The organism is Ramlibacter sp. (assembly GCF_036383835.1).
Classification (GTDB): domain Bacteria; phylum Pseudomonadota; class Gammaproteobacteria; order Burkholderiales; family Burkholderiaceae_C; genus Ramlibacter.
Genome location: NZ_DASVNN010000104.1, coordinates 15,671 through 28,561, shown reverse-complemented (window position 1 = coordinate 28,561; position 12,891 = coordinate 15,671). Strand labels below are relative to the sequence as shown.

The following is a 12,891-nucleotide window of genomic DNA, read 5'->3' as shown; positions in this document are numbered from 1 at the left end:
CGACGGCCGCTGGGTTCACACCGCCTCCCCACCTTCGTTCAACACCTGCAAATACGCGTCATACACAAACACCCTATTCCTCCTCTGCCCCGTCAACTCCCGCGCAATCCCGATATCCACCAGCGCCAGCATCGCCTTGCTCGCAGTCGGGAACGTGATCCCCGTGCTAGCGCCGATCTGCCGCAAGCTGCACATCGGCCGGTGCCGCAGCGCATCCAGCACGCGCAACACGTTCGCCGCATTGCGGCCACCCGCCTCCTGCACCCGCTGCGTGTCGGCCTGGAACAGGGCCACCAGCCGCCGCGCCGTTTCCACCGCGCCCTGCGCCGTCTGCTCCACGCCTTCCAGGAAGAAGTCGACCCACGCCTCCCAGTCGCCGCTGGCGCGCACCCCGTCCAGCCGCTCGTAGTACACCGCGCGGTGCTGCTTGAAGTAGAGACTCAGATAGAGCAGCGGCTGCCGCAGCACGCCGCCGTCATGCAGCAGCAGCGAGATCAGCAGGCGCCCGAGGCGGCCGTTGCCGTCGAGAAAAGGGTGGATCGTCTCGAACTGGACGTGCGCCAGCGCCGCCTTCAGCAGCACGGGCAGCGCGCCACCGTCCTGGCCTCCGTGGATAAAGCCTTCCAAGGCCGCCATGCAGGCTTCCGCCTCGCCCGGCGGCGGCGGCACGAAGTGCGCGTTGCCCGGCCGCGTGCCGCCGATCCAGTTCTGGCTGCGGCGGAACTCGCCCGGCAGCTTGTCGCTGCCGCGGCCACGCTCCATCAGGCGGGCGTGCATCTCGCGCAGCAGCCGGTTGCACAGAGGAAAGCCCTCGCGCAGCCGCGCCATGCCGTGCTCCAGCGCCGCGACATAGTTGGAGACTTCCACCACGTCGTCGAAGGGCACGCCGGGCTGCTCGTCCAACTCGAACAGCAGCAGGTCCGACAGCGACGATTGGGTGCCCTCGATCTGCGACGACAGCACGGCCTCACGCCGCACGTAGGCGTACAGGAACAGCTGCGGATCCGGCAGCAGCAGCGCGATGCTGTCCAACCGGCCGAGGGCCAGCGTGGCCCGCTCCAGCAGGCCCTGACGCTCACCAGTCATTTGCAGCGGCGGCGCGGGCGGCAGCGGAAAGGGCACGAAGGCCCGGACGGTTTCACCGCCGACCACGCTGCTGGCGTGGCGACCCGAGGCCTCACGGCGCATGGGGGACGGTGCCGGCGAGGCTTGAATAAGAAAAGAAGCTATTCAACACAGGCTGACTTTACTTTAATAAGCCGCCTGACTCAACGGCTGACGGCCTACCAGGCGAATCCCATCTTGCGCAGGTGCTCGTCGACCTTGGCCGAGAGCGCCGCAACCTCTTCCGCCAGCTGCGGCAACGGCCTGGCGTAGCGCTCGGCCAGTTGCTTCACGCGCCCCGCCAGCGCCTGGCTCACGCGATCCAGCTCGCCGTCCACCCGCGTACGCAGCGCGGCGAGCCACTTGTCGTGGACCACGAGTTGCTGGATGTCCGCGGGCGCCAGCTGCTTGTAGCGCGCCGCCACCCTGGCGTCCAGCGCCTTGCCGGCGTCTTTCACCTTGCGTGCCGCCGCAGCTTCCTGCTCGATCAGCTCGAGGTACTGCCGCAGCATGTCGATCTCGCCGGGCACGGCCACATCGGCGCCGCCCTCCTGCGTCGCCGCCAGCCTGGCCTTGACGCTGCCGCGGGTCAGCTTGCCCTTGTCCGTCTGCGCCTCGAACAGCAGGCCGCCCTCGCCACCGTGCTCCTCTTCAAGTTCCTCCAGCTGGCGCGCGAGCGCTTCGCGCTGCGCCTCCAGTTCGTCGATGGCCTTGCGGTCGGCCGCGAAGTAGCGCGCCACCACGAGGTCCGGCGGAATCAGGTCCACGTTCGGCTTGCCGTCCTGCAGCGCCTGCCAGCCGTCGGCGGAGATCATCCAGGCGTCGTCGTGCAGCGTCTCGTCCCAGTAGTCCATGAGGTACTGGTAAACACCGTAGGGATCCACGAGGGAAGCCACGGCTGCGTCGGAGCGGAAGGTTGCCAGCAGCCGCTCCGACAGGTCTTCGATCAGGGCGTTCGGATGCAGCCCCTGCTGCAGGCCGGTCAGCACCGGTGCGGCCCATTCCCGCCAGTGGTCGAACAGCGCCGTCACGCTCGCCTGAAAGGCCCTGAACTCCGCGTGACCGAAGATCGCCGGCTTCACCTGCGCGGCGTCCACCCTGGTCTGCCAGTAGCCGACCCGGTTCGCCGCCGCGAAGAGTTCCGCGCGCACGCCCGGCAGCACCTGCCAGTAGGGCGCCAGTCCATCGACGTCGGCCTCGGGAATGCCTCCCAGCAGGTGGGCCTCGATGTCCTGGAGGTCCTCGGGCTCGCTGCCGTCGATGTAGCGCGGCAAGTTCAAATTGAAATCGTTGCCCTCGATTTCGGCCAGGGGCACCATGCGCGCGTACTTGGGCACCTCCTGCTGCCGCACGAAGGTGTCCACGATGCGGTGGATGTCCTGCGCGCGCAGCCGGTTCTTGTTGCCGTCCTTGATGAAGACCTTGCTGGCATCAATCATGAAGATGCCCTTGCGCCCCGCGGCGCCGGCCTTGTCCATGACGATGATGCAGGCCGGGATGCCGGTGCCGTAGAACAAGTTGGCCGGCAGGCCGACGATTCCCTTGAGGTACCCCTGCTTCACCAGCCGCGTGCGGATCGCGGCTTCGGCGCCGCCGCGGAACAGCACGCCGTGCGGCAGGATCACCGCGGCGCGGCCGGTGCTCTTCAGGCTCTTGAGGATGTGCAGCAGGAAGGCGTAGTCGCCGTTCTTTGCCGGCGGGATGCCGTATTCGAAACGCCCGTAGGAATCCTCCGCCGGATTCAGGCCGCTGGTCCAGGCCTTGTTCGAGAACGGCGGGTTCGCGAGCACGAAGTCGAAGGTGCGCAGCCCACCCTCCTTGTTCGTGAAGTGCGGACTGGCCAGCGTGTTCGCCTGCCAGATCTCCGCCGTCGGGCAGTCGTGCAGCACCATGTTCATGCGCGCCAGCGCGGACGTGGCGTTGTCCATCTCCTGGCCGTAGATGGCCAGGTCGAGGCCGGTGCGGTGCTTCGCTTCGTCGTGCGCCTTGAGCAGCAGCGAGCCGGAGCCGCAGGTCGGGTCGTAGATGCTCTGGCCCGCGTTGCTCGCCTTGCCCATCTCCAGCACCAGCGCCATCGTGCGGGAGACCTCGGCCGGCGTATAGAACTGCCCCTTGCTCTTGCCCGACTCCGTGGCGAAGTGCCGCATCAGGTATTCGTAGGCGTCCCCCAGCAGGTCGTCGCCGCCGGCACGGTTGCCGCCGAAGTCCAGGCCTTCGAAGATGCCCACCAGCCTGGTCAGCCGGTCCACCATCTCCTTGCCCTTGCCCAGCTTCTCCTCGTCGTTGAAGTCGGCGACGTTGATCGCGCCTTTCAGGCTCTCGTTGGCGTCCGCAAGCCGGCCGATCAGCTTGTTGATCTTGTCGCCGATCTCCTTGTCGTTCTTCAGCTTCACCATGTCGGCGAAGCTGCCGTCCGGAGGCACCACGAGCAGCGCGTCAGGGTGGCCGGCGTACTTGTCCGAGACGTACTTGACGAACAGCAGCACGAGGACGTAGTCCTTGTACTGGCTGGCGTCCATGCCGCCGCGCAGCTCGTCGCAGGATTTCCAGAGGGAGGAATAGAGTTCGGACTTCTTCAGGGCCATGGACGGCGACGGCTGGAACGAAAAGGAAGGATGGTAGCGGGACGGACCGACACGGGATTCGGCAGTATCAGAGGCCACCCGTCAGAAACGGCCGGGGCAACAGCCTGTTTCCCCGACGACCCAAGAGCGCGGGACACGCAGAAACTGGAGGTCTCGATACCAGCAAGGAGCGCTTCATGACCAGCAAGCAGTCGCAAGATCAAAGTGCGAACGACCGCAATCCGAACAACCCAGGTCACCAGGCGAGCGTCGAAAACCGGCGCGACCAGCTCAACCCCGACCACGTCGCGTACGACCAATCACGCCAAGGAAACCAGCCCCCGGCAGCGAGTGAGAAGTCGGACAAGGAAGGCGGATCCTGAACCCGGGCGAGGCGTTGGTTCGCCTCGCGCCGCCAGTGAAGCTTCAATGTCTGCCGCACTCCAGTGCAAGTGTATTGCGCAGTTACCGACTTCGTTTCGATAGGCAGCTCTGCTTCCTGCGCATAAAAGTGGGCCCCTAGCCCCAGCTCACTCCACCGTCACGCTCTTGGCGAGATTCCGCGGCTTGTCCACATCCGTCCCCCGCGCCAACGCCGTGTGATACGCCAGCAACTGCAAGGGCACCACATGCAATAACGGGCTGAGATTCCCATAGTGCTCCGGCATCCGGATCACGTGCACGCCTTCGCTGCTCTCGATCTTCGAGTCCGCATCCGCCAGCACGTACAGCACGCCGCCCCGCGCGCGCACTTCCTGCATGTTGGACTTCAGCTTTTCCAGCAGCGCGTCGTTCGGCGCCACCGTCACCACCGGCATCTCGCTGGTCACCAGCGCGAGCGGCCCGTGCTTCAGCTCGCCGGCCGGATAGGCCTCGGCGTGGATATAGCTGATCTCCTTGAGTTTCAGCGCACCTTCCAGCGCGATCGGGTAGTGCATGCCGCGGCCCAGGAACAGGGCGTTCTCCTTGGCGGCGAAGTCCTCGGCCCAGCTGATCACCTGCGGCTCCAGCGCCAGCACCGCCTGCAGCGCGGTGGGCAGGTGGCGCATGTCGCGCAGGTGCTGCGCTTCGTCCGCCTCCGCGAGATTGCCGCGCACCTGCGCCAGCGCAAGCGTCAGCAGGAACAGGCCGGCGAGCTGCGTGGTGAAGGCCTTGGTCGAGGCCACGCCGATCTCCACGCCGGCGCGCGTGATGTAGGCCAGCTTGCACTCGCGCACCATCGCCGAGGTCGACACGTTGCACACCGTCAGCGTGTGCTCCATGCCCAGCGAGCGCGCGTGCTTCAGCGCCGCCAGCGTGTCGGCGGTCTCGCCGGACTGGCTGATGGTGACCACCAGCGTGCGCGGATTCGGAACGCTTTCGCGATAGCGGTATTCGCTCGCGATCTCGACCTGCGTCGGGATCTTCGCGATGCTTTCCAGCCAGTACTTGGCGGTGCAGCCGCTGTAGTAGCTGGTGCCGCAGGCGAGGATCAGCACCGAGTCGACTTCCTTGAACACGCGGAAGGCGCCGTCGCCGAACAGTTCCGGCGTCACGCTCTCCACGCCCTGCAGCGTGTCGCCGATCGCGCGCGGCTGCTCGAAGATCTCCTTCTGCATGTAGTGGCGGTACGGGCCCAGCTCCGCGGCCCCGCTGTGCGCCTGCACGGTCTTCACCGGACGGTTGGCGGACTTGTGGTTCCTGTCGACCACCCAGTAGCGACCCAGTTGCAGGTCCACGAGGTCGCCCTCTTCCAGGTAGACGATCTGGTCGGTCACGCCGGCGAGCGCCATCGCGTCGCTGGCGAGGAAGTTTTCGTCCTTGCCCACGCCCAGCACCAGCGGCGAGCCGGCGCGCGCGCCGACGACGCGGTGCGGTTCGTCCTTGCAGAACACCGCGATCGCATAGGCGCCGTGCAGTTGCGCGATGGCGGTCTTCACGGCCTCGAACAGGTCGCCTTCATAGAGGCTGTCCACCAGGTGCGCGATCACCTCGGTGTCGGTCTGGCTGGTGAAGCGGTAGCCCTTGGCCTTGAGCGCGGCACGCAGTTCGTCGTGGTTCTCGATGATGCCGTTGTGCACCAGCGCGATGCGGCCCGGGCCGTTGGCGGCGTTCTCGCCGGGGCCGTGGCTGAAATGCGGGTGCGCGTTGTGCACGGCGGGCGCGCCATGCGTGGCCCAGCGCGTGTGCGCAATCCCGGTGCCGCCTTCGATGTGTTCGGCCGCGACCTGCTCGATCAGTTCGGCGACGCGCGCTGTGCTGCGCGCGCGCTTCAGGCCGTCCGCGTAGACGGCGACGCCGCAGGAGTCATAGCCGCGGTATTCGAGCCGCTGCAGGCCCTGGACGAGGATGGGGACGATATTGCGCTTGGAGACCGCGCCGACGATGCCGCACATGGACGCACCTTTTCTGACTGGATGGCAGGACTTTAGGTGCGCGGTCGCGCAATATGCCATCTAAATTCGACTTGCTATGGAATTTAGTTGCATCACATGGTTGCGCCGCAATATCATTGCATGATGGCTGCGATTTTGGAATCTTCAACCTTGGACGGGACCGACCTCGCGCTGCTGGAGCAGCTCCAGGACGACAGCTCCCTGAGCAACCAGGACCTCGCCGCCCGCGTTCACATCTCGCCCGCCACCTGCCTGCGCCGCGTGAAGCGCCTGTGGGACGCCGGGCTGATCGAGCGGGAGATCGCGATCCTGAGCCCCGGACGGCTGGCCACGGCGGTGGGACACGGACTGGAAGCGGTGGTGGAGGTCTCGCTGGACCGGCAGGGCAGCGAGGAGCAGGAAGCCTTCGAACAGCGCGTGATCGCCGACGAGGCGGTGCAGCAGTGCTATCGCGTGTCGCCGGGCCCCGACTTCATCCTCATCGTGTTCGCGCGCGACATGCAGGATTACCTGGCGCTCGCGCAGCGGCTGTTCACGAGCGATGCGAACGTGCGCAACGTGAAGGCGTTCTTCTCGGTGAAGCGGGCGAAGTTCCGGCCGAGGATCGGGTTGCCGCGGCGCGGCTGATCACCCCGTCATCCCCGCGCAGGCGGGGACCCAGGGCATTGAAACGCGCGCAGCGCGCGCCCCCTGGACGCTCTGGTTCCCCGCCTCCGCGGGGATGACGTCATTTCTTCTTTTGCGGCCGCTGCCAGTTCGCGATGCTCGCCTGCCGCGCCCGCGCCACCGTCAGCGCCCCCGGTGCCGTGCTCTTGTTCACCACAGAGCCCGCGCCCACGGTGCCGCCCCTGGCCACCGTCACCGGCGCCACCAGCACGCAGTTGCTGCCCACGTGCACGTCGGCCTCGATCACCGTCTTGTGCTTGTTGGCGCCATCGTAGTTGGCGGTGATGCTGCCCGCGCCGTAGTTGACGCGCTCGCCCACCGCCGCGTCGCCCAGGTAGGCGAGGTGATTGGCCTTGGCGCCGCGCGCCAGCGTGGAGTTCTTCACCTCGACGAAGTTGCCGATGTGCACCTCCGGGCCCAGTTGCGCGCCCGGACGCAGCCGCGCGAACGGACCGATCAGCGCGCCCTCGCCGATCTGCACGCCGGCGGTCTCGCCTTCGATGTGCGTATAGGCCTGGATCACCACGCCGGACGCGATCCTGGCGTTGGCGATCACGCAGTTCGGGCCGATGCGCACGTTGTCGCCCAGGCTCACTTCGCCTTCGAACACGCAGTTGACGTCGATCTCGACGTCCTGCCCGCAGGCGAGGCGACCGCGCACGTCGAAGCGCGCCGGATCGGCCAGGCGCACGCCGGCTTCCATCAGCGCGCGCGCCTGCCGCAGCTGGTAGGCGCGCTCGAGTTCGGCGAGCTGCAGCGGGCTGTTGACGCCGTCCACCTCGACCTGCTCCAGCGCCGGCGAGGCCACCACTTCGTTGCCGTCCTGCACGGCCAGCTTCACGATGTCGGTGAGGTAGTACTCACCCTGGGCGTTGTCGTTGGTGAGGCGCGCCAGCCAGCCCTTCAGCTTCGAGGACGGCACGGCCATGAAGCCGGTGTAGACCTCGCGGATGGCGCGCTGCGTCTCGCTCGCGTCCTTGTGCTCGACGATCGCCTGCACGGCGTCACCCTGGCGCACGATGCGTCCGTAGCCGGTGGGGTTGGCCATCTCGATGGTGAGCAGCGCCAGCCGCTCGCCGCCGCACTTGTCGACCAGCGCCTTCAGGGTTTCCGGCCGGATCAGCGGCACGTCGCCGTTGAGGATCAGCGCGATGCCGTCGTCGGGCAGCACCGGCACGGCCTGCTGCACCGCGTGGCCGGTGCCCAGTTGCGGCTCCTGGCGCACGAAATCCGGCGCGGTCTCGCCGGCGGACCGGGCGGCCTCGGCCACCCAGGCTTCGACGTCCGGCGCCCCATGGCCGGTGATGACGATCACCCGGCGTGCCTGCAAGGCATGCGCCGTGTCCATCACGTGCTGGATCAGGGGACGGCCGCCCAGCCGGTGGAGGACCTTGGGCGTGCGGCTTTTCATGCGCGTGCCCTTGCCGGCCGCCATCACCACCACATCGACTGCTTTCATTCGCGTACCCTTCATGCTCATGATGAAGTCGCTGGACTCCACCCGTATGGGCGGCATTATCCTTGCGCTCGCCCTCGGGCTGGCGCTCTCCGCCTGCAGCGCCGTGAAGCTGGGCTACAGCAACCTGCCCGGCCTGGCCTACTGGTGGCTGGACGGCTATGCCGATTTCAGCGAGGAACAGGCGCCCGTGGTGCGCGAGCACATCGCGCAGTTGCACGCCTGGCACCGGCAGAAGGAGTTGCCGAAGATCGTCGACCTGCTGGCGCGCATGGAGCAGCTCGCGCCGGGCGAGGTGAACCCGCAGCAGGCCTGCAGCATCGTCGCCGAAGTGCAGGGCCGAATGCGCGCCGTGGCCGTCGAAGGCGAGCCGCGCATCGCGGCCATCTCCACGTCCATGACGCCGCGCGAGCTGCGCCACATGCAGCGCAAGTTCCGCCGCAACAACGAGCGCTCCCAGAAGGAATGGCTGGACCTCTCGCCGGCCGAACGCAACGAGAAGCGCTTCGACCAGATGCTGGAACGGCTGGAGACCATCTACGGCCGGCTCGACGAGCCGCAGCGCGCCGTGCTGCGCCAGCGCATCCAGCTATCCGCCTTCGACGCGGCACGCAGCCACGCCGAATGGCAGCGCCGGCAGGAGGAACTGCTGAAGATGCTGCGCCGCGTCGCCCAGCACGGGACCTCGGACGCCGAGGCGCGCGGCCTGCTGCGCGCCTGGTACGACGGCATCGAGAAAGCGGCCGACCCGGGCTACCGCGCCTACCAGCAGGTGCTGCTGCAGGAAGGCTGCATGACCTTCTCGCTGGTGCACCACAGCACCACGCCGGCGCAGCGCGAGCAAGCGGCCAAGCGCCTGCGCGCCTACCAGCGCGACCTGCGGGACCTGGTGCTCGCGCAGCCGTGACCGGCGGCCGTCCCGGCCTGGCCCTGGTGTGGCGCCTGGGCGCGGCCACCACGCTGATCGTCATGGCCTTCTCCATGACGGCGCCGGTGCTCGCCGTGCTGCTGCAGCGCTCCGGCCACGGCACGGCCTTCATCGGCGCCTTCTCGATGCTGCCTTTCCTGATGGTGGGCCTGCTGATCCCGGTGATGCCGCGGCTGATCGCGCGCTGGGGCACGCTGCGCAGCTACCGCACGGGCGCAGTGCTGCAACTCGCCGGCATCGGCTCCTTCGCGCTGGCGGACCACGTCGCCTGGTGGGCGCTCGGTTCGATCGTCGCCGGCACCGGCGCCGCGATCCTGTGGAACACCACCGAAGCGCTGCTGGCGGAAGAGGCGCCGGCGGACATGCGCGGCCGCGTGATGGGCCTGTACCAGACCGCGCTCGGCGCCGCCCTCGCCCTCGGCCCGTTCCTGCCCGGATTGCTGCGCGTGGATGCGCGGCCGGTGCTGTGGCTCGCGGTGCTGCTCGTGGCCGGCTGCCTGTTGCTCGCGCTCACCGCGCCGGCGCACGAACCGCATGAACGCAGGCAGGCGCACACCGGCACGCTGGAAGCGCTACGCACCGTGCCATGGCTGGCGGTGCTCGCCTTCGCGGGCGGCGTATTCGAGGCGGGACTGGGCGCGGTCGGCGCGGCGCATGCGTCGGCCACCGGCATGAGCCTGCGCGCCGCGGCCAGCGTGGCGGGTGCGATCGGCGTCGGCAGCTTCCTGCTGCAGTATCCCGCCGGCTGGGCCGCGGACCGCTTCTCCACGCGCCGCGTGTTCACCGGCGCCGCCGTCGCGCTGCTCGCAACCAGCAGCGCGATCGCCTTCGCGGATCGCGCGCCGTGGCTGCTGTGGGTATGCGGCCTGGTGTGGGGCGGCGTCGGCGGCGCGCTCTACACCCTGTCGATGGTGCAGGTGGCGCACGCCTTCGCGGGCCGCGCAACGGCGGGCGGCGCGGCCGCGATGATCTCGGGGTACACCTGGGGCGGGACGATCGGTCCCGTCGCAAGCGGATCGGCGCTGGAGGGCGCGGGCCTGGCGGGCCTGGCGCTGCTGCTGGGCGCGCTCGCCGTGCTGGCGCTCACCGCGGCGCGGCGCTTGCAGCCGGCGTGATCAGTGCTCGCCGCGCGAATGCGCCTTGCCTTCGCGCTCGGCCTGTTCCATGTCGCGCGCTTCGTCGTCCGAGCGCGGACGCGAAGCCTCGGCATCCTTCTCGACGTCGGCCTTGTCCAGGTAGTCCTTGAGGTTCTTCTGGTACTCGCGGGTGGCGGTATAGCTGCCCTCGCCTTCCACCTGGCCCTGCCCCTCCGGGCGGGACTGGAAGTCGGTGGCGCCGGCGCGCTGCTGCTGCGGATCGCTGTCGCGTGGCGGCTGCTGCTGCAGGATGCGCGGCACGGGCTTGTCGTCTGGCATGAAGTGCTCTCCTGTGGATGAACTGCGGCGGTGGAGGGACCGCCGGATCAGCTTAGGAAGGAGCGAGGGGGAGGGTTGTAGTCAGCGGAGGGGCGGGGGTGTCGGCCGACGCCTACAGATTTGCTGGGGTTGCACCCCAGCCTACAGGGGCCGCCGCGGCCGATCGTAGGCTGGGGTGGAACCCCAGCACGCGCCACCACAATCAATCCTGCAGCGCCGCCCACATCTCCTTGTCCCGCTCCGCCGTCCAGATGCGCGGATTCTTCACCCCGCGCGCCTCGTCGAACGCGCGGCTCACGTCGAAGGGCAGGCAATGCTCGTAGATGAACACCTGCCCGAACATCGGGTCCATCGCCTTGCGCGTATGCGCCATTGCGGCCTTGAGGTCCATGTTGGCGGCCGCCGCTTCCTTGCCGCATCGGAACAGCGTCTCCACCCAGCGCTTGGTGTAATCGAGCGCGAGGTTCACCTGGCCCGCGCCCTGCATCGCCTCGCCGCGTCCCGGCACCAGTGCCTGCGCGCCGAGCGCGCGCAGCGCCTCCAGCGTCGCCGGCCATTCCTCCAGGTGCGCATCGCCGGTGTAGACGCCGGCATTGAATTCGACCAGGTCGCCGGAGAACAGCACCTTTTCCTGCTCCACCCAGGCGATGGTGTCGCCGCGAGTGTGGCCCCAGCCCGGCGACCAGACCTGCACCTTCACGCCGCCGAGATCCAGCGTGAGCTTGCCGGGGACTTCGCCCTTGGTGGGATCGCCGCCGCCGATCACCATCGTCGGCCAGGTGAGGCCGGGCACGCTTTCGGCGTTGCGGAACAGGCGCGGGAAGCGCTCCATCTCCGACTGCATGTCCTGCTGGCCGCGCTCGACGATCAGCTCGTAGGTGCCCTGGCTGGCGATCACCTCGGTGGCGCCCTCGCCGAAATAGGCGCTCGCGCCCAGCACGCGCACCGCGTGGTAGTGCGTGAGCAGCACGTACTTGATCGGCTTGTCGCTGATGGCGCGGATGCGCGCGATCAGGTCGCGCGCCATCGCCGGCGTGGCGGTGGCGTCGCTCACCATGATGAACTGCTCGCCGATGATCACGCCGGAGTTCGGGTCGCCCTCGGCGGTGTAGGCCCAGCAGTGCGGCGACAGCTGCTCGAAGGTGATCTTCTTGTCGGCCAGGTCGGCCTGGCTCGCGAAGGCTTTGCTCATGGGGGATTCCTGCGGAGGGTTCCGCGCGATTCTAGGCAGCGGACGGACCCGCGAGCCAGCGGGCGGCGTCCTCCACCAGCCGGTCCACGTGGCGCGTGGCGTCGACCACCAGCACGTGCGGCTCGCCGCGCGGGTCCTCCAGCGTCTCGAACTGGCTGGCCACGAGGCTGGGCGGATAGAAATGGTCGGTGCGCGCGGCGACCCGCTCCATCGCCTGGTGCGGCGTGAGCGAGAGATGCAGGAAGTGCAGCGTCGGCACGGCACCGCGCAGCGTGTCGCGGTACGACCGCTTCAGCGCCGAGCAGGTGAGGACGGCGCCGCCCGGCTGCAGCCGCAGTTCGCCGGCGAGCTGCTGCAGCCAGCCGGCGCGGTCGGCGTCGGTGAGCGGCGTGCCCTCGCGCATCTTGCGGATGTTGCCGTCCGGGTGGAAGTTGTCGCCCTCGATGAGGGGCAGCGCCAGCCGGGAGGCCAGCTCCGCGCCCGCGATCGACTTGCCGCAGCCGGCCACGCCCATGACGACGACGTGGAGCGGCGGAGTCTCGGGCGAATCGTCGGACGGCATGGCGGCGATTATGGTCGCCGCCATGCGAGCGCGGGGCGGTTCAGCCCAGTGCGCCGTCCGGGCAGCGGCTCACGCCAGCCTGGCCGCCGCGAAGGCGGTCCCACGCGAGGCGCGTCAGTCCGGTGGCGAGCTGGCCCGCGGCACGCAGCGCCAGTGCGAGCGCGGCCCGCAGGTCCGCCATCGGCTGCAGCACGGCCGTCGCCGTGACGCGCGGCCGCACGGGCTGGGTGACGAACACCGGGTCCCAGGCGAAGTAGGAAGCGCCGCGCTGGTTCCAGGCCTCGATCACGACCGACTGGCCGGCGTGCAGATACATGGAACGGCCCACTTCCAGGACGTGGTCGCCGGAATCGGAAGGCGTGACGCCGTGCGGTCCTTCGATGGTGGCCCAGACGCGGCCGTGGGCCACGCGCAGGATGCCGTCATTCGTCGGCCGCAGCGTGATCGCGCGGCCGCGCACCAGTTTCCACGTGCCGGGCAGGGCCGTGGCAGGCGCGGACTGGAGCAGCTGGGCGACGGAGCGGGCGGTCATGGCGGTTCTCCTGGGTGATGGCTTTTCGGAATGGAATGATCGTTCACGCACCCTTGGCGGTCCAATGAAATCCGGCTACGCTATTGATTCCCGAACC

General features: G+C 68.6%; 12 protein-coding genes. 4 read left to right on the top strand and 8 right to left on the bottom strand.

The window, feature by feature from the left end; translation table 11 throughout:
* Positions 1 to 15: 15 nt before the first annotated feature.
* Both VF522_RS16850 and VF522_RS16845 read right to left on the bottom strand, forming a co-directional pair.
* On the bottom strand, positions 16 to 1,086 hold the full coding sequence (locus VF522_RS16850) for a Fic family protein (protein WP_330909454.1): 1,071 nt from the start codon (positions 1,084 to 1,086) through the stop codon (positions 16 to 18).
* A 197-nt stretch (positions 1,087 to 1,283) separates the two neighbouring features.
* Positions 1,284 to 3,689, bottom strand: coding sequence for a type I restriction-modification system subunit M (locus tag VF522_RS16845; RefSeq protein ID WP_330909453.1), 2,406 nt, complete (start codon positions 3,687 to 3,689; stop codon positions 1,284 to 1,286).
* 176 nt (positions 3,690 to 3,865) lie between these two features.
* On the opposite strand from VF522_RS16845, the gene VF522_RS16840 reads away from it, so the two are divergent.
* A complete protein-coding gene (locus VF522_RS16840) occupies positions 3,866 to 4,051 on the top strand; it encodes a hypothetical protein (protein ID WP_330909452.1) in 186 nt (61 codons plus the stop codon).
* 147 nt (positions 4,052 to 4,198) lie between these two features.
* On the opposite strand, the gene glmS is transcribed toward VF522_RS16840, so the two are convergent.
* Positions 4,199 to 6,043, bottom strand: coding sequence for a glutamine--fructose-6-phosphate transaminase (isomerizing) (gene glmS / locus VF522_RS16835; protein WP_330909451.1), 1,845 nt, complete (start codon positions 6,041 to 6,043; stop codon positions 4,199 to 4,201).
* 123 nt (positions 6,044 to 6,166) lie between these two features.
* On the opposite strand from glmS, the gene VF522_RS16830 reads away from it, so the two are divergent.
* On the top strand, positions 6,167 to 6,670 hold the full coding sequence (locus VF522_RS16830) for an Lrp/AsnC family transcriptional regulator (protein WP_414709548.1): 504 nt from the start codon (positions 6,167 to 6,169) through the stop codon (positions 6,668 to 6,670).
* 100 nt (positions 6,671 to 6,770) lie between these two features.
* On the opposite strand, the gene glmU is transcribed toward VF522_RS16830, so the two are convergent.
* On the bottom strand, positions 6,771 to 8,168 hold the full coding sequence (gene glmU / locus VF522_RS16825; RefSeq protein ID WP_330909449.1) for a bifunctional UDP-N-acetylglucosamine diphosphorylase/glucosamine-1-phosphate N-acetyltransferase GlmU: 1,398 nt from the start codon (positions 8,166 to 8,168) through the stop codon (positions 6,771 to 6,773).
* 19 nt (positions 8,169 to 8,187) lie between these two features.
* Between glmU and VF522_RS16820 the strand changes: the two genes are divergently transcribed.
* Positions 8,188 to 9,072, top strand: coding sequence for a DUF6279 family lipoprotein (locus tag VF522_RS16820; protein ID WP_330909448.1), 885 nt, complete (start codon positions 8,188 to 8,190; stop codon positions 9,070 to 9,072).
* Positions 9,069 to 10,208, top strand: a complete 1,140-nt coding sequence (locus VF522_RS16815) for an MFS transporter (RefSeq protein ID WP_330909447.1) — start codon at positions 9,069 to 9,071, stop codon at positions 10,206 to 10,208. Before VF522_RS16820 ends, VF522_RS16815 begins: the two co-directional genes overlap by 4 nt.
* On the opposite strand, the gene VF522_RS16810 is transcribed toward VF522_RS16815, so the two are convergent.
* The 4 genes from VF522_RS16810 to VF522_RS16795 form a co-directional block, all read right to left on the bottom strand.
* Complete coding sequence (locus tag VF522_RS16810) at positions 10,209 to 10,508, bottom strand: hypothetical protein (protein WP_330909446.1); 300 nt, start codon at positions 10,506 to 10,508, stop codon at positions 10,209 to 10,211.
* 202 nt (positions 10,509 to 10,710) lie between these two features.
* Entirely contained in the window at positions 10,711 to 11,700 is a 990-nt protein-coding gene (locus tag VF522_RS16805) for an MBL fold metallo-hydrolase (protein ID WP_330909445.1), read from the bottom strand.
* Positions 11,701 to 11,731: 31 nt separating this feature from the next.
* Positions 11,732 to 12,262: a gluconokinase gene (locus VF522_RS16800; protein WP_330909444.1), complete on the bottom strand. Its 531-nt coding sequence runs from the start codon at positions 12,260 to 12,262 to the stop codon at positions 11,732 to 11,734.
* Between the two features lie 40 nt (positions 12,263 to 12,302).
* The gene (locus tag VF522_RS16795) at positions 12,303 to 12,794 is read right to left on the bottom strand and encodes a DUF2917 domain-containing protein (RefSeq protein ID WP_330909443.1); all 492 of its coding nucleotides are present in this window, start codon (positions 12,792 to 12,794) and stop codon (positions 12,303 to 12,305) included.
* Positions 12,795 to 12,891: the final 97 nt, after the last annotated feature.